18 protein-coding genes are annotated in these 22,103 nt (G+C 60.1%); 5 read left to right on the top strand and 13 right to left on the bottom strand.

Annotation, left to right across the window (positions count from 1 at the left end; genetic code table 11):
* Nucleotides 1–114 precede the first annotated feature (114 nt).
* The 3 genes from MUN80_RS19575 to MUN80_RS19565 form a co-directional block, all read right to left on the bottom strand.
* On the bottom strand, nucleotides 115–3,951 hold the full coding sequence (locus MUN80_RS19575; protein WP_244715477.1) for a beta strand repeat-containing protein: 3,837 nt from the start codon (nucleotides 3,949–3,951) through the stop codon (nucleotides 115–117).
* Between the two features lie 339 nt (nucleotides 3,952–4,290).
* Nucleotides 4,291–5,538, bottom strand: coding sequence for a BaiN/RdsA family NAD(P)/FAD-dependent oxidoreductase (locus MUN80_RS19570; protein WP_244715475.1), 1,248 nt, complete (start codon nucleotides 5,536–5,538; stop codon nucleotides 4,291–4,293).
* A gap of 227 nt (nucleotides 5,539–5,765) precedes the next feature.
* Nucleotides 5,766–6,617 carry a Rossmann-fold NAD(P)-binding domain-containing protein gene (locus MUN80_RS19565; RefSeq protein ID WP_244715473.1) on the bottom strand — a complete coding sequence of 284 codons (852 nt, stop codon included), beginning with the start codon at nucleotides 6,615–6,617 and terminating at the stop codon, nucleotides 5,766–5,768.
* A 108-nt stretch (nucleotides 6,618–6,725) separates the two neighbouring features.
* Here MUN80_RS19565 and MUN80_RS19560 point away from each other — a divergent pair, with 108 nt between their 5' ends.
* Together MUN80_RS19560 and MUN80_RS19555 are read left to right on the top strand one after the other, a co-directional pair.
* On the top strand, nucleotides 6,726–7,601 hold the full coding sequence (locus tag MUN80_RS19560) for an SDR family oxidoreductase (protein ID WP_244715471.1): 876 nt from the start codon (nucleotides 6,726–6,728) through the stop codon (nucleotides 7,599–7,601).
* A 346-nt stretch (nucleotides 7,602–7,947) separates the two neighbouring features.
* Entirely contained in the window at nucleotides 7,948–9,273 is a 1,326-nt protein-coding gene (locus MUN80_RS19555) for a hypothetical protein (RefSeq protein WP_244715469.1), read from the top strand.
* A gap of 126 nt (nucleotides 9,274–9,399) precedes the next feature.
* Here MUN80_RS19555 and MUN80_RS19550 read toward each other — a convergent pair whose 3' ends face one another.
* Both MUN80_RS19550 and MUN80_RS19545 read right to left on the bottom strand, forming a co-directional pair.
* Nucleotides 9,400–10,254 carry a DUF1571 domain-containing protein gene (locus MUN80_RS19550; RefSeq protein WP_244715467.1) on the bottom strand — a complete coding sequence of 285 codons (855 nt, stop codon included), beginning with the start codon at nucleotides 10,252–10,254 and terminating at the stop codon, nucleotides 9,400–9,402.
* Nucleotides 10,255–10,339: 85 nt separating this feature from the next.
* Nucleotides 10,340–10,639: a hypothetical protein gene (locus MUN80_RS19545; protein WP_244715465.1), complete on the bottom strand. Its 300-nt coding sequence runs from the start codon at nucleotides 10,637–10,639 to the stop codon at nucleotides 10,340–10,342.
* Between the two features lie 102 nt (nucleotides 10,640–10,741).
* Here MUN80_RS19545 and MUN80_RS19540 point away from each other — a divergent pair, with 102 nt between their 5' ends.
* On the top strand, nucleotides 10,742–11,491 hold the full coding sequence (locus MUN80_RS19540) for a glycosyltransferase family 2 protein (RefSeq protein WP_244715463.1): 750 nt from the start codon (nucleotides 10,742–10,744) through the stop codon (nucleotides 11,489–11,491).
* Nucleotides 11,492–11,493: 2 nt separating this feature from the next.
* Here MUN80_RS19540 and MUN80_RS19535 read toward each other — a convergent pair whose 3' ends face one another.
* The 4 genes from MUN80_RS19535 to MUN80_RS19520 form a co-directional block, all read right to left on the bottom strand.
* A complete protein-coding gene (locus MUN80_RS19535; RefSeq protein ID WP_244715461.1) occupies nucleotides 11,494–12,786 on the bottom strand; it encodes a metal-dependent hydrolase family protein in 1,293 nt (430 codons plus the stop codon).
* Nucleotides 12,770–13,393 carry a hypothetical protein gene (locus MUN80_RS19530; protein WP_244715459.1) on the bottom strand — a complete coding sequence of 208 codons (624 nt, stop codon included), beginning with the start codon at nucleotides 13,391–13,393 and terminating at the stop codon, nucleotides 12,770–12,772. Before MUN80_RS19530 ends, MUN80_RS19535 begins: the two co-directional genes overlap by 17 nt.
* Nucleotides 13,394–13,538: 145 nt before the next feature.
* A complete protein-coding gene (locus MUN80_RS19525; RefSeq protein WP_244715457.1) occupies nucleotides 13,539–15,797 on the bottom strand; it encodes a S46 family peptidase in 2,259 nt (752 codons plus the stop codon).
* Nucleotides 15,798–15,943: 146 nt separating this feature from the next.
* On the bottom strand, nucleotides 15,944–16,462 hold the full coding sequence (locus tag MUN80_RS19520; RefSeq protein ID WP_244715455.1) for a YkvA family protein: 519 nt from the start codon (nucleotides 16,460–16,462) through the stop codon (nucleotides 15,944–15,946).
* 99 nt (nucleotides 16,463–16,561) lie between these two features.
* Between MUN80_RS19520 and MUN80_RS19515 the strand changes: the two genes are divergently transcribed.
* A complete protein-coding gene (locus MUN80_RS19515; RefSeq protein ID WP_244715453.1) occupies nucleotides 16,562–17,095 on the top strand; it encodes a DinB family protein in 534 nt (177 codons plus the stop codon).
* A gap of 434 nt (nucleotides 17,096–17,529) precedes the next feature.
* On the opposite strand, the gene MUN80_RS19510 is transcribed toward MUN80_RS19515, so the two are convergent.
* The 3 genes from MUN80_RS19510 to MUN80_RS19500 form a co-directional block, all read right to left on the bottom strand.
* Nucleotides 17,530–18,153 carry an AlbA family DNA-binding domain-containing protein gene (locus MUN80_RS19510; protein WP_244715451.1) on the bottom strand — a complete coding sequence of 208 codons (624 nt, stop codon included), beginning with the start codon at nucleotides 18,151–18,153 and terminating at the stop codon, nucleotides 17,530–17,532.
* Between the two features lie 78 nt (nucleotides 18,154–18,231).
* Complete coding sequence (locus tag MUN80_RS19505; protein WP_244715449.1) at nucleotides 18,232–19,107, bottom strand: SDR family oxidoreductase; 876 nt, start codon at nucleotides 19,105–19,107, stop codon at nucleotides 18,232–18,234.
* Between the two features lie 214 nt (nucleotides 19,108–19,321).
* Nucleotides 19,322–19,747, bottom strand: a complete 426-nt coding sequence (locus MUN80_RS19500; RefSeq protein WP_226180213.1) for a DUF3127 domain-containing protein — start codon at nucleotides 19,745–19,747, stop codon at nucleotides 19,322–19,324.
* A gap of 150 nt (nucleotides 19,748–19,897) precedes the next feature.
* Here MUN80_RS19500 and MUN80_RS19495 point away from each other — a divergent pair, with 150 nt between their 5' ends.
* Nucleotides 19,898–20,878 carry an isoaspartyl peptidase/L-asparaginase family protein gene (locus MUN80_RS19495; protein ID WP_244715447.1) on the top strand — a complete coding sequence of 327 codons (981 nt, stop codon included), beginning with the start codon at nucleotides 19,898–19,900 and terminating at the stop codon, nucleotides 20,876–20,878.
* Between the two features lie 199 nt (nucleotides 20,879–21,077).
* Here MUN80_RS19495 and MUN80_RS19490 read toward each other — a convergent pair whose 3' ends face one another.
* Nucleotides 21,078–22,019, bottom strand: coding sequence for a cyanophycinase (locus MUN80_RS19490; protein ID WP_244715445.1), 942 nt, complete (start codon nucleotides 22,017–22,019; stop codon nucleotides 21,078–21,080).
* Between the last annotated feature and the right edge of the window lie 84 nt (nucleotides 22,020–22,103).

Raw genomic sequence — 22,103 nt, 5'->3', positions numbered from 1 at the left:
ACTTCTGAGCGCTTACTGCCATACAAAAGCAGATGTATGTAACCGGGCCAAACCTGTTGCAAACACAAACGGCCGCCCTATGCAGGACGGCCGTTTGTGTTTGCAGCAGATTCTCTAGCGCACTACCAGCTTGCTGGTGCCGCCAGATGAGCGCACGGTGTAAATACCGGCCGGCAACTGCGCCGGTATTTTCAGCACCAACGGTCCTTGCTCTGGGCTAATGCCGGAGGCGACTACCCGGCCTACGCCGTCGAGCAGCTGCACAAGCTGCTTGGGAGCGACTCCGCTTACCTGCACCTCTTCGCGCGCTGGGTTGGGCCACAGCAGCAAAGGTTGGGTAGCTTCCGACATACCTATAGTCCGCACCGGACTCAGGTGCACCGACCCATCCGCGTCAAGTTGCCGCAGACGGTAGTACAGCGTAGGTGCAGTGGCCCGTACGGCGGCATCCGTGAATTCGTAGTGGCGGGGCGTGCTGCTGGTGCCGTGGCCGGCAATGCGGCCTAAGGACCGGAAGTTGTGCCCGTCGGAACTGGTTTCCACGATGAAGTAGGCGTTGTCCTTTTCCTGGGCCGTAGACCAGCGCAAGACCACTGCGGCTCCCTGGCGCTTGGCAGTGAAGCTGGTCAGGGTGACGGGGAGCGGGCTGCCGCTACCAGTCAGGTAGAACTCGGAAAAGTGGTTGAATACGGCTACCTGCGCCACAAACCAGGGGTAGTTTGCACCGGGGGAGCTGGCTGGGGCGGCCAGGCTGCGGAATTCACCGGTGCTAAAGTCGTTGTTATTAAAGTCGCAGTCCTCATTGGCCCCGCGGTACTGGGTCGTGTTGAGGCTGGTCATCGTCACGGTTGGGTCGGCTTCCTGCAGATGGCTTAGTTCGCTGAGCAGAGCATAGAAGCGCACGTTCACAAGTTGCCCCGTAAAGTCGCCGCCGCTGGTAGTGATTTTGAAGTTGCGGTCCAGGTACTTCCGGCCACTGCCGTCCTGCCGCACGGCGGCGGTTGGGCTGCTTACCTGCAAGCTGACAGTCACGGTGCCTAAAGCGGCGCGGGTATCCTGTAGGGCGGCCACAACCCGGCCGTTCGCAGTCCGCAGGTAGTGCCACAGCCCGTCGCCGGTTGCCACGTAGGCCGTCGTGCTGGGGCAGGTTGATACGGGGCCCTCGTATACGTGCAGTACTTCAAATGCCGGGCTACCCACACTGCTGCCGTTGGCCGTAGTAACGACTACGCTGCTAGCGCCTGCCGGAGCTGCGGCGGGTATCAGCGCCGTCAGCGAACTTGCCGAGTTATACGTCACGTTGGCTGCCAGTACTCCGCCGAAGCTAACGGTGCTGCCGGGAGTGAAGTTGGAGCCGGTTATCGTCACGGGCATGCCCACCAGTTCGGCGGCGGTGCTCAGGCCACTTACCACGGGTAGTGGCGCAGTTACCGTGAAGCTGGTAGCCGAGGTAGCTGTGCCGCTGGGTGTCGTTACGCTGATCGGGCCGGTGGTGGCGCCGGCGGGTACATTGACGGTGATGCGGGTGTCAGAAACCACGATGAAGCCTGGCGCCAGCGTACCGTTGAAGGCTACCGCAGTGGTTGAAGTGAAATTGGTACCGGTAAGTGTTACGTTGGTGCCAACCGGCCCGTTTGGGGGCGTAAAGTTGGTTAGCGTGGGGGCCGGCGCGTCGCTGTAGATGCCCAGATAGGGAAACACCTTCGAGCCGTCACCCACGTTAGTGAAGCTGCCGCCCACGTACACTTTGCTGCCGGCTCCTACGGTTAGGGCCAGCACGGAGCCGTTGAGGCCGGTGCCCAGCGGGCTCCAGTTCGAGCTGGCCCACTTGGCAATGTAAAAGGCAGACTGGCCGCCGGCAGTGCCAAATTCGCCGCCCACGTACAGGTCGGTGCCGTTGGTGGCAAGACGAATAACGGGTCCGTTGACGCCAGAACCCAGGGTCGACCAGCTGCTGTTGCTCCACTTCGCAATATTATTGGCCGCCAGGCTGCCAGCAGTAGTGAATTCGCCGCCTACGTACAGGTCGCCGTTGCTGTCGGTAGCCAGGGTATGCACGATGCTATAGCCACCGCCGGTAGTGGTAACGCCGGTACCCAGCGCCGACCATGCGGCTCCGTCCCACTTCGCCACCCGGTTTACGGGTATACCAGAGCCGTTGGCGCCCGTGAGGCCACCGCCGACGTAGAGCGTGGAGCCAGCTACGGCCAAGGCCCGAACCTGCCCCCGGACGCCGCCGCCCAGGCGCGACCAAGTAGCAGTAGTAGCGTCCCATTTGGCCACGCCGCTGGCTGTTACGGCACCAGCCGTCGTGAAGGCGCCGCCGGCGTACAGGGTTGAGCCACTGGTAGCCAGCGCTTGCACCGTGTTGTTTACTCCGTCGCCCAGAGAGTTCCATGTCGTTCCGTTCCAGCGGGCCAGGTACTTGATGGCTGTACTTCCGATCTGGGTAAACTCGCCGCCCACGTATAGTTGGCCGTTGCCATCCACTGCCATTACGTTGACGAAGCTATTGAACGCCTCACCCACGGGCACCCAGGACGTCCCATTCCACTGCACGATGTAATAGGCCGGGGCGGGGGAGTTGAAGAGGTAGGAAGCGTAAATGGTATTGCCCGATACGGCTACTGCCCGGACCGGCAAATTCAGCCCTTCGCCCAGAGCCGCCCAGGTGCTGCCGTCCCAGACGGTCACGCGGTTGGCCGGCCGGCCCCCGGCCGCAATAAAGTCGCCGGCAATGTAAACGCGCTGACCGGCTACGGCAATGCCTTGCAGGTTGCTGTTGCCTAAGCCTGCACCGGGCAGCTCTGCCCAAGTGCCGTTCCAGCGTGCAATGCCGTTTATATTCTGGCCCCCAGCCTGCGCTGGCCCGACCAGATACAACTCGTCGGTAGCACTAAGGGCAAGTCGTACGGCTGGGCTGCTCAGACCCGTTCCCAGGGCACTCCAGGTCGTTCCATTCCACTTGGCAATGTTGTTGGCCGCAACGCCGCCTATCTGAGTAAAGTAGCCACTAGCATACAGTTCATTTGTGCTGCTGAGCCCGAGTGCCTGTACGTTCCGGTAGCCCGTGCCGCCAACTCCCGTGCCAACGTTGGACCAAGTGCTGCCGTCCCACTGCGCCAGGTAGCTGATAGCCTGCCCGCCCGCTTGGGTGTAGTCGCCGCCCACGTATACCCGGCCCGTGGAAGTTGCCGCCAGCGCCCGCACGGAGCCATTTACACCTTCGGCCGTACCGGTGCCGAGCGTGCTCCAGTTGGTGCCGTCCCACTTGGCCACGCGGCTGGCAGTAGTGCCACTGGCCGTTGTAAACGAGCCGCCTACGTACAGATTATTCCCTGCTACAGCCAGTGCCGACACGCTGCTGTTCAGCCCCGTGCCTAGGCCGCTCCAGGTGGAACCGTTCCACTTGGCAATATAATTGGCCGTTTGCCCGCCAGCCTGGGTGAAGTTGCCACCCACGTACACGTCCGTGCCGCTTATGGCCAGGGCATTCACGCTGTTGTTTACCCCGCTTCCCAGCGCACTCCAGGTCGTGCCGTTCCAGCGGGCCACGTTCAGGGCAATGACTTTGCCGGCAATGGAAAATTGACCGCCGATGTAGAGGTCCCCGTTAGGAGCCACCACGGCTACATTGACTTGGCCATTGGTGCCGGGCGTGCCAAACCCGTCCTGCCAGCGGTTGTCGCCGGCCCCAGTGGTGTTCAGAGGCCGAAAAGCCGGCCGTCCGTCCTCAGTGGTGCTTAATTGATAGCCCAAGGCATCAAAAGAGCCGGTAGTTCCGGGGCGCAGGGTGCCGTCCGGATTGAGGGCTTGTGCCAGCGAAAGGTCTGGGCCTCGCTTAGGGCCTGGGCCATCACTAGCCCAGGCAGGCCAGGTCAGACCGGAAACAAACAGGAGCAACAGCAACCATTTGGCTAGGGCATGCTGCATGAAAGACAGGGTACGCATTTAAACATTAATGAATGGAGAATGCAAAATTCTGCAAATCTCCATAAGTGTCCTCGCTCTGGCAATACCCACTTTATGGTATTTTTTTAATTTCTATACAGCTAAGATATGTTAAATAGATAATGCATTGAGTACAACTTTATCCTAGTTCAAATTAGGTCTGGGTCGATGGATTGCCGCTATATTGGGTGTGAATCAGCTTTTTCCAGGCACGGCTTAGTCTGCCAAAAGGCACGATTTGGTAACAGGCTGAATTTGCACTTGCCCAGGCGACAGTAGGGCTTGCCCAGTAACCGGTATCTACTGTGCGCTAGGTCAGTAGATGCACTGGGGCGGAGGCTACCGAGTAGAGGCAGCCATGGCCTGCCCGGCCAGATACCCGGTCGTCCAGGCAGCCTGAAAGTTGAAGCCCCCCGTAATACCGTCGATATCGAGCACCTCGCCGGCAAAGTGCAGGCCGGGCACCAGGCGGCTTTCCATGGTTTTCATATTGACCTCACCCAGTACCACGCCGCCGCAGGTCACGAATTCCTCTTTGAAAGTAGTCTTACCGCGCACGGCCAGCGGCATGCGCAACAGCAACTCAATCAGGCGGTTTTGGGGCTTGGCCGGCAGCTCGCTCCAGCGGACTTCGGCCCCGATGCCGGCCTGCTCCGCCAAGGCCCGCCACAGGCGCTGAGGCAGGCCAAACAGTGCGTTGACCAGCACCACCTTCTTCCCGTTTTCGTCGCGGAAGGTGTGCAGCCACTGGCGCAAGGACTCCTCGGTGTAGGTCGGAATCCAGTTGACCAGGGCTGTTCCCGTGTAACTGAGCTCGTGCAACCGCCGGGCCCCCCAGGCCGAGAGTTTGAGCACGGCCGGCCCGCTCACGCCCCAGTGGGTAATGAGCAGGGGGCCTTCGTAATCGAGCTTTTCGCCGGCAATGACCACCCGGGCCTGGGGCACGCTCACGCCCATGAGTTCTTTGAGCGGCGACTCGGGCACATTGAACGTAAACAACGACGGTACCGGCTCGGCAATGGTGTGGCCCAGCTGCCGCAGCCAGTTGTAGCCCTCGGTTTTGGGTACGCCGCCGGTGGCAATGAGTAGGCGCTGAGCCGTCAGGGTTTGGGCGTGCGTCCCGGTCAGGGTTACGCGGAACCCCCCTTCGGGTAAGGGCTCAAAGTGCTCGGCGGTGGTAGTAAGCAGGATGTGCACGCCGGCCTTATGGGCCGCTTCGAGCAGGCATTGAGCAATGGTTTCCGAGGAGTCAGTGGTGGGAAACATGCGGCCGTCGGCTTCGGTCTTGAGCTGCACACCGCGCTGCTCAAACCAGCGCACCGTATCCTGGGCCCCAAACTGCTGGAAGGGCTCCTTGAGCTTTTTGCCGCCCCGCGGGTAGTGCTGGATCAGCTGGGCGGCCGAAAAGCAGGCGTGGGTCACGTTGCATCTTCCCCCGCCCGACACCCGCACTTTGCTCAGCAGCTTGCCGGTTTTCTCCACCAGCAGCACCCGGGCGGCGGGATTGGCCTCGGCGCAGGCAATGGCTCCAAAGAAGCCGGCCGCCCCGCCACCCAGCACCACGACCGTCAGTTTATCAGTATTCACAAGGCAAAGATAACCCACGGATGCCCGCCGATTTCAACTCGACCCCGTTCGTTCCGCTAAATCGTGCCGGCCATTTTTACAATCGACGGGACGATTTGCCAAAAGGTCCCGTCGATTGTAAAAACGGACGGGACCTTTTGCCTAGTTAGTCGGTAGGAACTTCCCCAATCCTCGCCCAATCCCTAACAGCCGCCGAAACCGAAGCTCCGCAAAGTCGAGCCCTGGGTTTAGCAGTACGCCAGGGCGGCCAGCAGATCGTCGTGCGCAAACTCGTAGTGGAGCGTGCGGCGAACCAGGCTGCTGTCGATGGTTTTGCCCCCGGTCGAGTCGGGCTGGAAAACCGGGGCGGCCAGGCCCAGCTGCTGGGCGGCTGCCGGGTAAAACTCCCGCCGCCGCAGGTGCTGGGCGGCGCTGGCGTTGAAGGTATAGCCCCAGGCGTGCTGCTCAATGATGCTCGTTAGCAAGCCGATACAGTCCTGAAGGTGAATCAGGTTGACCGGGGCGTCGCCATTGGGCACGTTCTGGCGGCCGGCCAGAAAGCGGCCCGGGGGCCGCTCCGGGCCAATCAGGCCGCTCAGACGCACTACCGTTGTTTGCCATTGCCCTTGGGCGGAAGTAAACTGTCCTTCGGCCCGCAGCAGGTCAGAAGCAGCTTCGGCCGAGGCTACGGCGTCGGCCTCGGTCATGGGCCGGGGCTCATCGGGGTAAACGCTCGTGGAACTCACGAACAGCACGTGCTTGACCCCGGCCGCGGCTACGGCACTGCCCACCGGCCGCAGCAGGGCGGGGTAGCCGCCGGGCCCGGCTTTGCTGGGCGGAATGTTGAGCACCAGCACCTCGACGCCCCCCAGCATAACCCGCAGCGTGTCGGCGTCGGTAGCGCTGAAATCGGGACCCAGGCGCAGCAGGTAGGGCGTGATGCCCGCGTCGCGCAGGGTGAGCAGCTGCTTGGGGGTAGTGGTGGACCCCACCACGGGGTAGCCGGCTTGCACCAGGCTTTTGGCCAGGGGCAGGCCGAGCCAGCCGCAGCCGAGCACGGCAATAGAAGGGAGGGCCGAAGAAGAGGGAGGGGCAGTCATGGAGCCCAAAGGTGGGAAAAAATCCTTCTTCTCGTTTATATAGGGGCAAAGCCAACAATTACCGTTCTTGCAGCTTTCCCATCCTTCCCCTTCTTACTCTCCTTTTCTATGTCAGCCTACTCTCAACCCATGCTCCGCGACAATGCCCTGCAGGGCAAAACCATCGTCGTGACGGGCGGCGGCACTGGCCTGGGCCGGGCCATGACCACCTACTTTCTGCAGCTGGGTGCCAACGTAACCATCAGCAGCCGCAAGCTTGAGGTGCTGGAAAAAACGGCCGAGGAGCTGCGCCAGCAAACCGGTGGCAAGGTGCTGGCCGTGCAGTGCGACGTGCGTAAGTACGACGAGGTAGAGGCCATGCTGCAAAAAACCATCGACACCTTTGGCGGTGTGGATGTGCTGCTCAATAACGCGGCCGGTAACTTCATTTCGCCCACCGAGCGGCTTTCCCACAAGGCCTTCGACGTCATTGTCGACATCGTGCTGCGCGGCTCCTACAACTGCACTCTGGCCTTTGGCAAGCGCTGGATTGCCGACCAGAAGCCTGGTACCATTCTCAACATCGTGACGACCTACGCTTCCGTGGGCTCGGCCTACGTGGTGCCCTCGGCCGCAGCCAAAGCCGGCGTGCTGGCCATGACCCGCTCCCTGGCCGTGGAATGGGCCAAGTACGGCATCCGCTCCAACGCCATTGCCCCCGGCCCCTTCCCGACGGAGGGCGCCTGGAGCCGTCTGTTTCCGGCTCCGCTGGCCCAGAAGCTCGATCCGGCCGCTTCGGTGCCGCTCAAGCGGGTCGGTGAGTATCAGGAGCTAGCCAACCTGGCCGCCTACCTCGTGTCCGACTTCTCGGCCTACGTCAATGGCGAGGTCGTAACCATCGATGGGGGCGAGTGGCTCAACGGCGCGGGCGAGTTCAACAAGCTGGAAATGATTCCGGCCCCGATGTGGGACGAAATCGAAAAAGCCATGCGCGGCAACCGCTAGGCGGCACGATCTGCTCTGGTCGGCAAGCACACGTAAACGCCGCCGTTCGATACCGAGTCCTAGGCCGGACCGGTAGCTGGAAGTTAACCGCTTCTGGCTGCCGGTCCGGCTTTGTTTATTAGGCAAGAGCTACCCGTTACCATGCAAGATTGGCGGTAGCAAATGGATGGGTTCAGGTAGTTCCGTACAAACTAGGTGTTTCTACGCGAACTGATAATCAGGTGTTTGTGCGCTGCTGGTGGTCAAGCTCATGAGCTTCCTTTGAATTGTCAAACGAAGCTTCAACCTGACAACGCCGCTTAGCATCAAAGCACCTTTTTCCCATCCCGTAACCTTTCAAAGAATCATGGAAACCACCACGGTTATTTCTCAAGAGACCGAGCAGGCAGCCTTCGCTGGTCCGATCAATAATGTTAGCCAATTGTGGGCCGCCGTTATTGCGGGCTTTCAACAGGGAAATTCAGATACCGATGTAATGTATCCTGTCTACCAGGCCCTGAATCCGAAGATAACCCTGCAAACCTTCAGCAACGTTTTCGGGGCCGTCTTCTGCGACACCTATTGGAATCTGACGTTTATGGATTCCACCATCTTGGCTAAAAGCCTGGTGCAGGGAATCGGCCTGGATCCAGGTATTGCGAGCAACTACGCCGCCACTACCATGGCAAACTGGCGCGGAATCTTATGCCGTAAAAACAGCAGTGACGTGGGCAGCATTCCCGTACCCGGCAGCCTGACGGAAAGCCTGGATATTGTGTGCAACGAAAATTCTCCCCTGAACCAGATGCAGCTGATTCAGCAGTGGAACAACGAGTTCTGGAAGCAACCCACTATCGGCAAGAACTTCGTGTACGTTCGGTGCCAAAACCTTAATTTTCTCGGCGGCATCACGGCGCCCGTCGTCCGGCTGTTTTATACGGATGGAGGGTTTAACCAGCCGCCGACTTCCTGGACGCAGTGCTCCACGGTAGCCAATAACTCAACCACGGGCTCGATTTCGATTATTGATGACGCTACCGGGGAGCTGGTGCAGGTAAGCGCCAAAAATCCGCTGCTCACCAGCGGAAAAGCCGCTTCGGAAGCCTTCTACTTCACCACTACCTCAAGCGCGCATGTCTGTGTTATTGCCGCTATTGCCTCCGAGTTTTTCACGCAAGACAACCCGCTGAACCTGAACGAGGGCAACTGGAATTCGGCGCAGTGGATATCCCATAATGGCTCGGCGGCCTGGCACAACGTCGACCCGCAAAAGCAGGTTGAGGACACGCTCAAATTCTACAACCAGGACGAATCGCCGGAGGATTTCTACTTCTCGGTAACGTGTCGGAATGTGCCCGAGGGCTCCCTTATTTCCCTGCGCACGGACGATGCCAACGCCGCTTTCGACACGGGCGCGCTACGCGTGACGGGTCGGGCCCAGTCGTTCAAACAAAACGTAACGTTGCCGGCCAAGTACGAGGGCAACCTCAAGGTAAGACTTGAGTCGCCGGAGGGTGGCCTGCTGCCCGCCAACGCGGCCGTGGAAATCACCATGTTGTGGGTTCTGAAACCCGGCCACGAACGCTACGCCGACGCCGCACAGCACTTCAGCGCTCAGGCAGCGGCTGCTAATGGGCAAGAAATAGCTCTGCAGCTGGGAAGCTTCACGATTCTGGGCGGCGCTCAGGCGTAATTCCTCAACATCGTCTTAGCAGCCTGCCGCCCGCTACTAAATAGCTATAATTTATTCGCTACTACATCAAAAAGGCCCGGGAGCTACCCGGGCCTTTTTCTATGCCTCTATACCGCAACGGTGGCTCTAAAACTTATAGCCTTTATACTCTTTCGAAAACTCGGTCGCCGGAATCGGCTGATTGGCTACAACATCCGAAAACTCGAACTTCTCGAACAGGCCCTTGTCGTCGTGTACCTGTACCATGGTGGGCAGGAAGGTTTTCTGGTCGACGCAGACGATGGTGCGGCGGCCGTAGCTATTGGGCACCTGCAGCGCCTTGCCGGCGGGTACGGTTTCCTCCACCGACAGGCCGTTGCGCTCCATAATGCGGTATTCGCCGCAGCCAAACCGCTCGGCAATCCGGGCAATGGACTCGGCCTTGGCGGGCTTGTAGGTCACGTAGCGAAACTGCGGGAAGTCGGAGCGGAGCACGTGGCAGGCGCGGCCCGCCACCACGGAGTCGCCGGTGTAGCGGAAGCTGCGCTCGTAGGCATGGTCCTGGCGCAGATTGGAGCCCTTGATCAGGTCGGCAATGGTGCCGAAGCCCGCGTTGAGCACGGTGTGGTGCTGGTTGCGGCGCATGACCGAGCCGTTGGGGTCTAGGGTGAGCGTCACGTAGGGAAAGGCATTGGGGTTGACCCAGGCATCGCCGTTGTTCTGGCCCGTCACCCAGAGCACTTCCACGCCTTTTTGGTTGCGCACGTACACCTTCAGCGGCTCAAAGGCAATTTTCATCGTCGAGCGGGCCGCCTGGTATTTGTTGCCTTCCAGCCGCTCCCGGGCCTGCACGGTGCAGCGCAGGGTTTTCAGGGATTCAATAGAGCCGGACAGACGGGCGAGCAGCAGCTCGGAGGTCATCTTATCGGCCGGGGCAGGGGCGGCCGCCAGGGCTGCCAGGAGTAGCAAGGCCACTGCCGGAAGCCGGAAAATAGAAGTCATGCGGGAATGGATAGGAAGAGAAATAAGCCTAAAAACCGGCGGCAGTGCGAAAACCGCGCCGGAGCTGAAAACTAGCGAATAAAGCTTAATTCAGGCTAATGCGCGGAAACCGCGAGGCCGTGCTGTCGAAGACGAACAGCTCGTCGATTTCGACCTGCACGAAAAAGCGGTAGAGCGGAAATTGCTCCACCGTGGTGCGGATGGCTTCTTCGCTGCTGCCGTTCATCGTAATCCAGCCCCGGGTGCGGTTGGCGCTGATGGCGTAGGCCTCCACCACGTTGGCCTCAATGAGCTCATTGATGAGGTGGCGGTGCTCGGGAATAAGCGCAATGAACTCTTCGTCAAAGAAATCCGGAAAGCGGATGGTAACAACAAACTTGGCCATGCGGAGAGAATATGGTACTAGCATAACGCCAGCCGCAGGGGTAAAGTTGGGCTTGGCTGGCGCTGGAGGCAACTTTTTGCCGGCAAAACCAGAATAGCGGGTATGCATTTCGCCCTGATTACCCCCAGCCACAACCGGCGGCAGTATCTGCCCGAAGCCATTGCCAGCGTGCAAGCCAGCGTCAGCGCCCCGCTGGATTTTTCCCGGGAGCACCTCATCTACGAAAACGGCTCGACCGACGGCAGCCGAGAGTGGTTGCAGCAGCTCGACCAGCCCGACCTGCGCTACTGGACCACCCCGGAAAAAGTGCTAGCCGGCCTGGCCCGCAACCGCCTGATCGAGCACGCCCCGGCCGAGGCCTGGGTCGTGCCGCTGGATGATGATGACATTCTGCTGCAGCGCTGCCTCTACCACTACGCGGCCCTGATTGAGCAGCACCCCGAGCAGCCCTGGTTTGTGGCCGACTTCCTGCGCATGGACCAGGACCGGCGCTACCTGCCCAATGAGGACTACTACGCCTGGCGCTTCGACTCACCCGTGGCTATGTTACACGCCATTTTCAAGGCCGAGCACTTTATTCAGGGCAACGTGTGCTACAGCCGCACCTTGTTCGACCAGGTCGGGGGCTACGACGGTGAGCTGGCCATGGCCGAAGATCTGGACCTGTACGTGCGGTTTCTGCTGGCCGGGCATCTGCCGGTGCTTTCGCCCCATATCAGCCACCTGCACCGCTTCCACAACAGCAACGTCAGCATCGGTGTGGACGCGGGCAAGCACAACGAAGACCTGCGGGTGATTTATGACAAGTACGCCGAGCAGCTCAAGGTCCTGGGCGTGGAGCGGCCGGGGTAGGGCTACTCTTTGTATACCACGCCGCCTTTCACGACCAGCCGCACTTGGCGTAGGGCCGTAATCTGCTGGGTTGGGTCGCCTTCCACAGCTACCAGGTCGGCGAGCAGGCCGGGCAGGATGCGGCCCCGGTCGAGGAGGTGGAAGATACGGGCGTTGCCGCTGGTTTGGGCCTGTACTACTTCCAGGGGGCTGAAGCCGTATTCCTGTACCAGCAGCTCGGCCTCGCGGCTGTTTTCACCGTGGCGGAACACGCCTACGTCGCCACCTACGGCCAGCGTCACGCCACTTTTGCGGGCGGCCTGCACGCTCAGCCGTTTTTGCTGAATCCGGTCGGGCTCCGGCCCCTGGCCTTTTTTCCAGCCCTGGTACTGGGAAATAGCGTCGCCGGCGGCCACGGTGGGGCAGAGGGCCACGCCGCGCTGCTTCATGAGCTTGAATACTTCCGCCGTACCTCCGTCGCCGTGCTCAATGGTTTCGACGCCAGCCAGCGTAGCCCGGCGCATGCCCTCGGGCGTGGAGGCGTGGGCTACTACGGGCCGGCCGGCGCCTTTAGCGGTTTGCACAATCAAGGTCAGCTCTTCCTGCGAAAAAGTGGGCCGAGACGGTTCGCCCTTGCCCCAGCGGTAGTCGGCGTACACCTTGATGATGTCGGCACCTTTGCCGATTTGCTCGCGCACGGCTCGCACGATGCCGTCGGTGCCGTCGGCTTCCTGGGCACCCTGGGGTACTTCCACGTCCACGGAAAGCTTGGGGCCGTAGCTGCCGGTGGCCACCAGGGCCCGGGTAGCAATCAGCAGGCGGGGTCCGGGAATAAAGCCCTGGTCAATAGCCTGTTTAAGGCCCACGTCGGCGTAGTCGGCGCCTTCGGTACCCAGGTCGCGGGCGGTGGTGTAACCGGCCAGCAGCGTGGCGCGGGCATGGGCCGTGGCCCGCGCCACCCGCAGCGCCTGCGACTCAAGCAGCACTTGGTCGTTCCAGGTGGTTTCGTTGTAGGGGTGGAGCAGCAGGTGGGAGTGGCCCTCAATCAGGCCCGGCAGCAGGGTTTGGCCCGGCAAGTCCACGGTGCGGGCGCCGGCCGGGGCACTAATTTGGGCGGCCGGGCCGGCGGCTTTGATTGTGGAGCCTTCCACCAACACCACCCAGCCCGGGTGCATCGTTTCGCCGTCGAAAACGGCGGCGGGGCGCAGCAAGAGCGGAGTTGGCGGAGTAGATTGCGCCGGGGCGTTTATCGTAGCGGAAACGAGCAGAACGAGCCCGACCGAACTCCGGCGGAGTGCGTCAACGAAGTTTACCATGGGAAAGCTTGTAATACTGACGACCCAGATAGCGAAGGAAAATAATGCCCGAGGCTGATGGTGGGTTCATGTTGGTTAGTGCGGGAATCCCAGTCAGGTCGCGCAGAAGGGTGGCAGCTTGATTAGCGGCCTGGGCCGTTGGAAGTTGCGCAAAAAGAAGCCAGGGCCCGGGCTGCGTCAGCTGCACTTCAACGAGCCCGTAGCTGGGTTGATCCGAATCACTGTTTGGAAGCATCCGCACCCGAATGCTCTGAACAGTAGGAAGAGCCAACTCAGCCCCGATGGGTAGGGGCGTTTGGTCGGTCAGCTTGATTGGGGAAAAGTAGCAGGATGCCTCCCCAGCCGTATAGTGCAGACGAATTTCGCCCGCGTATGCCGCCAGCACAGGCGCCGGAGAAGGAGGTAGGAAGGACTGCCCAACCCACAGTAGAACAACCAGGATGCTCCAGAGCCAAACCGGTTGCTTAAAGTAAATCAGTGCGTTATAAGTAAGCGCTACTACTGCGCCGGTACCGATTAGCAGCACCATCCAGTGCAGGCCCGGGCCCAACTCTTGCTCGGTATGATACTCGTAGGAAAGCTCCAACTCCGAGTGGGAATAACGCAAGTGCGTACGGCTTCCACGAAGGAGAACCGCTAGGTCGCGCAGCTGGTAGAATACGGGGCGACTGAATTCCATGCCCGAACCTACGCAAAACGCGTGGCTCCCAAGCAGGAGCCACGCGTTTTGCGGGTAGAAAGCAAGGCTGAACTTATAATTGCGCGGCGGCCTTGCGCTTTACTTTCATCTTTTTCACTTCCTTGCCCGCTTCGGGCGCCGCAGTGCCGTTAGGCCCGCCCACCAAGGTCATTTCCTTGACCAGGTGGCCGGCGCCGGCGTATTTGTCGACCACGAACAGCATGTAACGCACGTCGAGGGTGATGTTGCGCACCCGGTCGGGGTCAAACATAATGTCGCTCATGGTGCCCTCCCAGTTCCGGTCGAAGTTGGTGCCGATTAGCTCGCCGTTGCCGTTGATGACGGGGGAGCCGGAGTTGCCGCCGGTGGTGTGGTTGGTGGCAATAAAGGCCACGGGCACAGTGCCATTCTGGGCATAGGGGCCGTAATCCTTGTTCTTATACAGCTCCGCCAGACGGGCCGGTACCTCGAAATCGGGGTTGGTCGGGTCGGCTTTTTCCATGATACCGTCGAGGGTGGTGTAGTAGTCGTACTTCACGCCGTCGGCGGGCTCGTAGGTGGCAACTTGGCCGTAGGCGACGCGCAGCGTAGAGTTGGCGTCCGGGTAGAACTTCCGGTCGGTCTGCATCTGGCGCAGGCCAGCCACGTAGGTGCGCTGCAGCAGGGTAATATTATCGGTGTAGGTGGTGTAGTTGGGCAGAATGTTCGCGCGGTAGTTGGTAATAATGGCGCGGATAAGCTGCACGGCCGGGTCGTCGGCCAGGGCCTTGACGTTGCCCTGGCCCACCTCGTCGAGTACTGTCTGGGTGCTGGCCTCAGTCGTCAGCCGCGACTTGGTGTAGAGCGAGCTGACGTAGGTAGCCCAGCCGGTTTTGCCCGCGTACTGCTTCTGTAGGTTTTGCACGTAAGCCGGCAGCAAGGCCCTGGGCGTGCCCTCGGCATAGAGCGGGAGCAGGGCGGCGGCCACTTTCTGGTCGGTGCTCAGGGAATAGTTGCGGAAGAAGCCCACGATGCCCTTTTTGGCTTTGCCAACGGCGGTGGCCACGTCAGCAGCCGGAGCTTTTTTCTCCGCTAAGTCCAGCAGGGGCAGCAGGCTGTTGGCGTGGGCCAGCAACTCCACGCCCATGGCGGCTTCGGTCACGTAGTCCCGGGCCAGGGTGTAGTCGCGCACGGCGCGGTAATTTTTCTCCAGCTCGGGCAGCAATGGGCCGTAGGCGGCTTTCTGGGCTTCGTTACCCTGCTGCGCCCACTGCGTAAACTTGGCTTCCTGCTCTTTTTTGCGGTTCACGGCGTCGAGCTTTTTCAGGCCCCGGGTTTCACCAATCCACTTTTTCCAGTAGTTGGCAATGCTGGCATACTTGGCCGCGTACTGAATCCGGACCTTGTCGGAGGCCTTCATATCCTGGTCGAGCAGGCGGAGCTTGGCGTCGCGCACCTTGATTTTGGCCGGATTCGAAAGGGAGTACACCTCATCCACGCCCCAGGAAGTCAGATATTCGTTGGTGCGGCCGGGGAAGCCGAAGACCAGCGTAAAGTCGCCGGGCTTGATGCCGTTGAGCGAAATGGGCAGGTGGTGGCGGGGCTTGAAAGGCTTGTTGTCCTTGGAATAGGCGGCGGGCTTGTTGTCGGGGCCGGCGTAGATGCGGAAGATGCTGAAGTCGCCGGTGTGGCGGGGCCAGGCCCAGTTGTCGGTGTCGCCGCCAAACTTGCCGATGCTGCTCGGGGGCGCGCCCACCAGACGGATGTCTTCAAAGACCTCGGTAACAAACATATAGTACTCATTGCCGTTATAGAACGGCCGGATAAACGCCTCGTAGTGCGTGTTTTGCACGGCAGCCTGGGCTACGCGGGCAATGTTGGTCTGCACCATCTTTTCCCGGTCGGCTTCGGCAATGTTGCCCGTCGGCACGCCGGCCAGCACTTGGCTGGTTACGTCTTCCATCCGGACGATGAACGTAGCCGTCAGGCCCGGATTGGGCAGTTCCTGGTCCCGGTTCATGGCCCAGTAGCCGTTGGTCAGGTAGTCTTTTTCCACCGAAGAGTGCTGCTGAATCTGGCTGTAGCCGCAGTGGTGGTTGGTGAGCAGCAGGCCCTGGTCGGAAATAATCTCGCCGGTGCAGCCCCCGCCGAACTGGACCACCGCGTCCTTGAGGCTGCCCTGGTTGACGCTGTAAATCTGCTCGGCGGTGAGCTTGAGGCCCTTGCTTTGCATGTCGGCCTCATTAAGCTGCTTGAGCAGCAGGGGGAGCCACATGCCTTCGTCGGCGCGGGCCGCGGGCACGAAGGAAAGAAGAGACAGGGCCAGCAGCGCCAGCCGGGTAGTAATGCGCATAGAGGACGGGAGTGGATGAACAGAAAAGGGTGGGGCGCAAATTTCGCGGAATTTTAGTGTCGTCCGACTTTGGGACCGGGTCACTGAAAAAAGAAACCCCAACCGGTTCGGTTGGGGTTCAAGGGCAGCGCAAAAGTGCGGGGCGCTTACGAATGGCCCAGCTCGGCTACGGCAGGCGTGGCTTTATCGGTATCTACGGCTACGGCGGCAGGCACTAGGTCTTTTTCGGCTTCCTCGGCTTCACTGGCGTGGGTTTTCTCCCACTCCCGGAACCGGGTAATTTCCTCCTGGAAGGCGCCCACAAACCAGCTCATGAGGCTCAGATCATCCAGAAAGCCAACGACGGGAATGAAGTCGGGTACCAGGTCGATGGGCGAGAGGGTGTAGAGCAGCACGCCCAGGCCGGAAAGAATAGTCTGGGTTTCAATCTGACGGTAGGAGCCGCTCACGTAGTTTTTCACCAGCCGCACCACGGTCAGCATCACGTCCAGCAGCTGCTTGAACTTGTTGTCGCCGCTTTTCTTGTCGGCCAGCTTGTTGGCTACTTCGTTGAGGACCAGTACTACTTTAAAAGGGCGGCCTAACAGGCGGCCGGCGCGGTTCATAAAAACGCTGAACAGCGCATTCTTGGAAATGGACAGACCTTTTTCGGCGAGTGACGACATAGTCGAGGGGGAGGGGTTAGGAGCGAATATTTGCAGCGTGTACGCAGCCCCAGCCCGGGAAGTTGGTTACCTTCGCCCCGCTACCAAGCTCCACCGTCTATGTCTACCACCGAGCGGCCCATCGAGGGCCAGTATTTGCCCTACTACGACACCTACATTCGCCACATTCCCGAGGGCGCCGACCCGCTCTACATGCTGGACAAGCTGCCCGATGCCCTGCAGCAGGCCGTGGGCCAGCTCACCGACGAGCAGGCGCGTTTTGCCTATGCCCCCGGCAAGTGGAGTATTAAGGAAATGCTGGTCCACGTCATCGATACGGAGCGGATTTTTGCCTACCGCGCTCTGCGGATGGCCCGGAACGACAAAACCGATTTGCCCGGCTTCGAGCAGGACGACTACGTGCCCAATTCCGAAGCCAACGAGCGGGACCTGAGCGATATCCTAGATGAGTACGCCTCGGTGCGCGCCGCCACGCTGTCGTTGTTTCGGTCGTTTTCGGAAACCCAGCTGGCGCGCACCGGCACGGCCAATGGCGGGCCAGCCAGCGTGCGGGCCTTGCTGTTCATCATTCCCGGCCACGAGCTGCACCATCTGAGCATCCTGCGCGAACGGTACCTGCCCGGGCTAGTTTAGAACCCCGGAGGCACAACACCGACCCGCCCGACTGCGTTAGGAAGCAGGAAACCCATCTTCTACCCAATCATACTCCACCATGGCTAAAGCACAAGACGCCCGCAAAGAGAAAAAGAAGGAGCCCGCTAAATCTCCCAAGGAGAAAAAAGCCGCCAAAGACGAGAAGAAAAAAGCCAAAAACAGCAGCAGCGAATAACCCGCTCCTAGTTATTGAAACGCAAAAATCCCCGGTAGCTGAACTCAGCTGCCGGGGATTTTTGCGTTTTGAAGGTAGGGGTAAGGCAACGGGGCCCTGGGTAGCTAAGCCGGGAAAAGCCGTGACCATGACTTAAGCAGTTAAGACGAAGGCTTGGAGCAATGCCGCTTAAACTTGGGGCATAAACTGGAGACTTCGCACCTAGCCATTCGGGTTTTGCGAAGAGACTAATCGTGGATCAGAGCGTGTAATACGGCTCCTTCTCCTTGTCGTGGTGACGGATGTAGCCGTGCAGCGTGAGCTTGATGAGCGTCTGGTAGGCCCGGCGCTTGCCCAGGTTGCCGAGTTTCATGTACTGAGCCAGGGTGATGCGCGGGTGCTTACGCAGGTAGTCGAGCACGGCTAGCTCGTGGCGGTTGAGCGGAAGCTTTTCAAACTGCTGGGGTTGCTGGCGCTCCAGCACTTTTTCGGTCAGGCCGCTGGTTTGCACACTTTCGTCGCGCACTCGCACGTAGCCGCGCCAGTCGCCCTCGGCCACCTGGGCCCGGTGAGGCTTGTGGGTACTTTCGCGCACGGTTACAATCACCACGGTGCGGCCTTCTTCCTCGACTTCCTTGAAATTCAGTGGGATGGGCGGGTCAATGTATTGTTCGGCGGCCAGGCGCAGCACGTACATCTCCTCTTCCGCGTCGCGCACACCCACAATGCGCCCATCGTCGTCGACGCCCACCAGCACCCGGCCACCGTGCGTGTTGGCCAGCGAGGCCAGGGTCCGGGAAATACGGGTAGGATGGGTGGTTTTCTTCTTGAATTCCAGCCGTTCGCCCTCGCCGTGCCGGATGAGTTCCTGTAGTTCTGACATAGGTTCCGTAGTGCCTGCTGAGAACCGGGGCCAGCCAATTCAGGCTGGCCCCGCTCCCGGTTAGTGTACGCAAGGAGACTAATCCAGGCCTGCTTCTTCTTCTGAAATGCGCCACAGTCGGCTGGCTTCGGCCCGGTTCTGGGCTGTAGCCGAAGTGCGGGCGGGCTTACTGTTCTTGAAATAGCGCCCACTGATGGCTGCTACTTGCGGGTCGGTGGCCAGATAAATCGTGGTTTTGGCGCCTACTTCGGCCGTCACCATCACCGGGCGGGCCAGCCACCACAGCAGCTTCATGGACCGGGAGCTACCCGGGTTTACCAGGCCCGTATCCACGATGCCGGGGTGCAGGCAGTTGGCCGTAATGCCGGTAAGCTCCAGGCGGTGGGCCAGCTCGTTGGTAAACAGAATGTTGGCCAGTTTCGAGTCGCAGTAGGCCGTAAACGAGCTGTACTTGTCGGGGGCGTTGCGGAAGGTCTGGGCCGGCTCAATCTCCCCCAGCCAATGCGCCTCCGACGCCACATTGATAATCCGGGCCTGACCGGCCGCATCCAGCAGCGGCAGCAATAGATTGGTCAAGAGAAACGGGGCCAGGTGGTTGGTAACCCAGCTCAGCTCGTGGCCTTCGTCGGTAATGGTGAGCGGGCCGGGCATTAGGCCGGCGTTGTTGATGAGCACATCCAGCTTGGGGTAGCGCCGCACCACTTCCGCTGCCAAGGTGCGCACTTCGCTGAGCCGCGACAGGTCGCAGAGCAGAATATCGGGCGTGCTCTCGGGGGTAGCCTGTTGGATCAGGGCCTTGGTTTGCTCGGCCTTTTCCGGGCTGCGGCACACCAAGATGAGGTGGGCACCGCGCCGGGCCAGCTCCCGGGCCGTAACTTGGCCGATACCACCCGAGGCGCCGGTAATAAGAATATTTTTTCCATTCAGCGAATGGGAATCAGCAAGCGCAGCCATGAGCGGGCGGAAGGAGGAGGGCAGGAAAAGCAATTGATGAACTACGGCATAGCCACAGAACAGTTCCTAAACGATAAAACGATACCCGGAAGTTTTCCTTTTTAACAGAAGATGCCAGCTGGGCCTATATGCAAAACGGAAGCCGGTGCTCCCAGAGAGGAGTTCCAGCTTCCGTTTTGTACAAGTGCAGGGCTAGCGCCCGACGGTGCTTGCCTTAGAAGGGCAGGTCGTTGTCGTCGTCGCCGGCAATGGGAGCTGCGGGTGCAGCGCGCAGGTTCGGGTTCTGATTCTGAGCAGGAGCAGCAGCGCGGGGAGCCGCTTGCTGGTTGTAGCCACCACCGCCAGCGGGAGCACCGCCGCCCGTGCCAGCCTCAATACGCCAGGCTTCCAGGTTGGTGAAGTACAGCATCTGGCCGTTCTTGTTGAAGCCGCGGCCACGCAGGTTGAAGGTAACTTTTACCTCGTCGCCTACTTTGTAGGAGTCGATGAGGGCCGTTTTATCTTGAACCAACTGGAACTTGATATGCTCAGGGTACTGGCCATCCTGAACTTCCAGCACAAATTCGCGCTTGCGGAATTTCTCACTCACCTGCTGTTCGTCAAAAATCTCGTGCAGGCGGCCGGTAGCGTCGTAAGCCATAAAAAAAATCGTTAAGTGGGTAAATCCTTACTTCAAACGTACGAAAAAAAACGCGTTATGGCTATCCACGCCGCCCAAAATCCGGACCGTGGAGCTGCGTATCTTTGCCTTTCGATCTTGCCCTCAGCCCTCTAAATAACCCCCCATCCAATGGATTTTCCTCTTGCTTTGGCCTTGCACGGCGGTGCCGGTACCATCTCCCGCACCCTGATGTCGGTTGAAGCCGAACAGAACTACCGCCTGGCGTTGCAGGCCGCCCTGGAAACCGGCTACGACGTACTGCGCCACGGTGGCGCGGCTCTCGATGCGGTAGAAGCGGCCGTCATTAGTCTCGAAGATTGCCCCTTGTTCAATGCCGGCCGCGGCGCGGTGTTTACCCACGAAGGCCACCACGAAATGGATGCCTCCCTGATGGACGGCCGCAACCGTGCGGCCGGGGCCGTAACCGGGGCCCGCCACATTCAGAACCCGATTCGGGCCGCCCGCCTGGTGATGGACAAAACTGAGCACGTGCTGCTGGCCTATCCCGGCAACGAAGAACTGGCCCGGGAATTTGGTCTGGCGATGCAGCCCACCGAATACTTTTTCACCCAGCACCGTTTCGACCAGCTCCAGGAAGCGCTGGCCGAAGGACGCATGCGCCTCGATCATAGCCAGGCCGTCAAGGCCCCGCTGGAAGAGCCCGTGGCTTTCGTGGATGAAGACCCGAAGAAAAAAATGGGTACTGTGGGGGCCGTGGCCCGCGACCAGTACGGCAACCTGGCCGCCGCCACTTCCACCGGAGGCATGACCAACAAGCGTTACTCCCGCATCGGCGACTCGCCCATCATCGGCTCGGGCACCTTTGCCGACAACCGCACATGCGCCATCAGCTGCACCGGGCACGGCGAATTTTTCCTGCGCGCGGTGGTGGCCCACGATATTTCCTGCCTCATGGAATACCGCGGCCTGAGTCTGGCCGAAGCCTGCCGTATCGTGGTGCACGACAAGCTTGCGCCGGTTGGCGGGGAAGGTGGCTTGGTGGCCGTCGACAGCACCGGTCAGATTGCGTTGCCCTTTAACTCCGACGGCATGTACCGCGCCAGCCTCAGCTCCAATGGCCCTTTATACGTGGGGATTTATAAGGACTAAGGCTGCTCTGCTGCCGCGAAAATCTCTACCTGATGTCTGTCCTAAATCTGAGGACGGAACCGGGAATACCAGGTGGGTATTTTAGCGCCTATTATATAAGGAGTAAAAATCGTCTTTTGCTTGCTTATAAAACGTCAAATGCAGAACGCCGACTTTCTTCTCGAAAGTCGGCGTTCTGCATATAGGCAGGTACAGATGCCTATGCCGTGGCCGTTTGGGGAGCAGACGATGTTTCGGGCGTCGGCTCCGGCGACACGGTGGGAGCCGGAGCGTAGGCCGTTTTGTCGGCGTAGAACTTACGGTTCTCGATGTCGTAGGTGTTGCCCTTGGCCAGCACGTGCAGAGTCATGTTCTCCATCGACAGCGCCGCCCCTTTCTTGGCCGCCGCCGCGTTGTTATGCTGCAGGTTGTGGCCGTCCATGATGATGACTAGGTTGGAGCCGATAGTTTCAATGATGTTGCCTTCGGTAATCAACACCCCGGTATCTTCGCCCAGACCAATGCCGATGAGCTTGGGGTGCAACGCTACGGCTTCCATCAGACGGCCGAAGCGGCCTCGCTTCACGAAGTGCGAGTCGATGACCACGCTGCGGTTCAGACTCAGGCCAGTGCCAATCTTGACGGCACCTTTCATCAGAGCATCCGGTACGCTGCCGCCCATAATCATGATGTGCGACATGGCCATGGCCCCGGCGCTGGTGCCAGCAATAACGAAGTTGGGCTCATTGTAGTAGCGGGCCGTCATCCGGTCCAGAAACTCACTTTCTCCGAACATCATTTTCAGCCGCGACTGGTTGCCACCGCTCATCATTACGATGTCGGCTTCGAGCAGGCGGGCCAGGTACTCGGGCTGCTGCGCATCTTCCGGCGTGCGAATGTCGAGGATGCCCACGTTCATGCAGTTAAGCATGGCAAACGACGACACGTAAATCTTGGCAACTTCCTCCGGAATCATGGAGGCCGTGGTGATGACCTCGATGCGCGGATTGGCTTTGCCCGACTCCGTCACGACGCGCTTGAGAATACCGAGCTCAAAAAAGTTGAGGTAGTATTTTTTCTTGGTACGCGGGTTGGGGTAGGTGCCTTTATCCTCATTGCCTCCGATGGCAATTAACTTCCCGAGAGGTTTAGATGCTTTCAACGCGACAAATCAACTTTAATGACAACGAAAGGAAAATAACTCCGAACGGGCCAGCAAGGTTCAGGCCACACCTGCCGGAGCTCA

It is taken from the genome of Hymenobacter cellulosivorans (assembly GCF_022919135.1).
Taxonomy (GTDB): Bacteria; Bacteroidota; Bacteroidia; order Cytophagales; family Hymenobacteraceae; genus Hymenobacter; species Hymenobacter cellulosivorans.
Note: the sequence above shows the minus strand (reverse complement) of the source record. Positions and strands in the feature narration are given on the sequence as shown.

Excerpts from the sequence above, each read along its gene's own strand:
- MUN80_RS19575 (WP_244715477.1), bottom strand. The coding sequence starts at position 3,951 with ATGCGTACCCTGTCTTTCATGCAGCATGCCCTAGCCAAATGGTTGCTG.
- MUN80_RS19565 (WP_244715473.1), bottom strand. The coding sequence starts at position 6,617 with ATGACTGCCCCTCCCTCTTCTTCGGCCCTCCCTTCTATTGCCGTGCTC.
- MUN80_RS19560 (WP_244715471.1), top strand. The coding sequence starts at position 6,726 with ATGTCAGCCTACTCTCAACCCATGCTCCGCGACAATGCCCTGCAGGGC.
- MUN80_RS19555 (WP_244715469.1), top strand. The coding sequence starts at position 7,948 with ATGGAAACCACCACGGTTATTTCTCAAGAGACCGAGCAGGCAGCCTTC.
- MUN80_RS19550 (WP_244715467.1), bottom strand. The coding sequence starts at position 10,254 with ATGACTTCTATTTTCCGGCTTCCGGCAGTGGCCTTGCTACTCCTGGCA.
- MUN80_RS19545 (WP_244715465.1), bottom strand. The coding sequence starts at position 10,639 with ATGGCCAAGTTTGTTGTTACCATCCGCTTTCCGGATTTCTTTGACGAA.
- MUN80_RS19540 (WP_244715463.1), top strand. The coding sequence starts at position 10,742 with ATGCATTTCGCCCTGATTACCCCCAGCCACAACCGGCGGCAGTATCTG.
- MUN80_RS19535 (WP_244715461.1), bottom strand. The coding sequence starts at position 12,786 with ATGGTAAACTTCGTTGACGCACTCCGCCGGAGTTCGGTCGGGCTCGTT.
- MUN80_RS19525 (WP_244715457.1), bottom strand. The coding sequence starts at position 15,797 with ATGCGCATTACTACCCGGCTGGCGCTGCTGGCCCTGTCTCTTCTTTCC.
- MUN80_RS19520 (WP_244715455.1), bottom strand. The coding sequence starts at position 16,462 with ATGTCGTCACTCGCCGAAAAAGGTCTGTCCATTTCCAAGAATGCGCTG.
- MUN80_RS19515 (WP_244715453.1), top strand. The coding sequence starts at position 16,562 with ATGTCTACCACCGAGCGGCCCATCGAGGGCCAGTATTTGCCCTACTAC.
- MUN80_RS19510 (WP_244715451.1), bottom strand. The coding sequence starts at position 18,153 with ATGTCAGAACTACAGGAACTCATCCGGCACGGCGAGGGCGAACGGCTG.
- MUN80_RS19505 (WP_244715449.1), bottom strand. The coding sequence starts at position 19,107 with ATGGCTGCGCTTGCTGATTCCCATTCGCTGAATGGAAAAAATATTCTT.
- MUN80_RS19500 (WP_226180213.1), bottom strand. The coding sequence starts at position 19,747 with ATGGCTTACGACGCTACCGGCCGCCTGCACGAGATTTTTGACGAACAG.
- MUN80_RS19495 (WP_244715447.1), top strand. The coding sequence starts at position 19,898 with ATGGATTTTCCTCTTGCTTTGGCCTTGCACGGCGGTGCCGGTACCATC.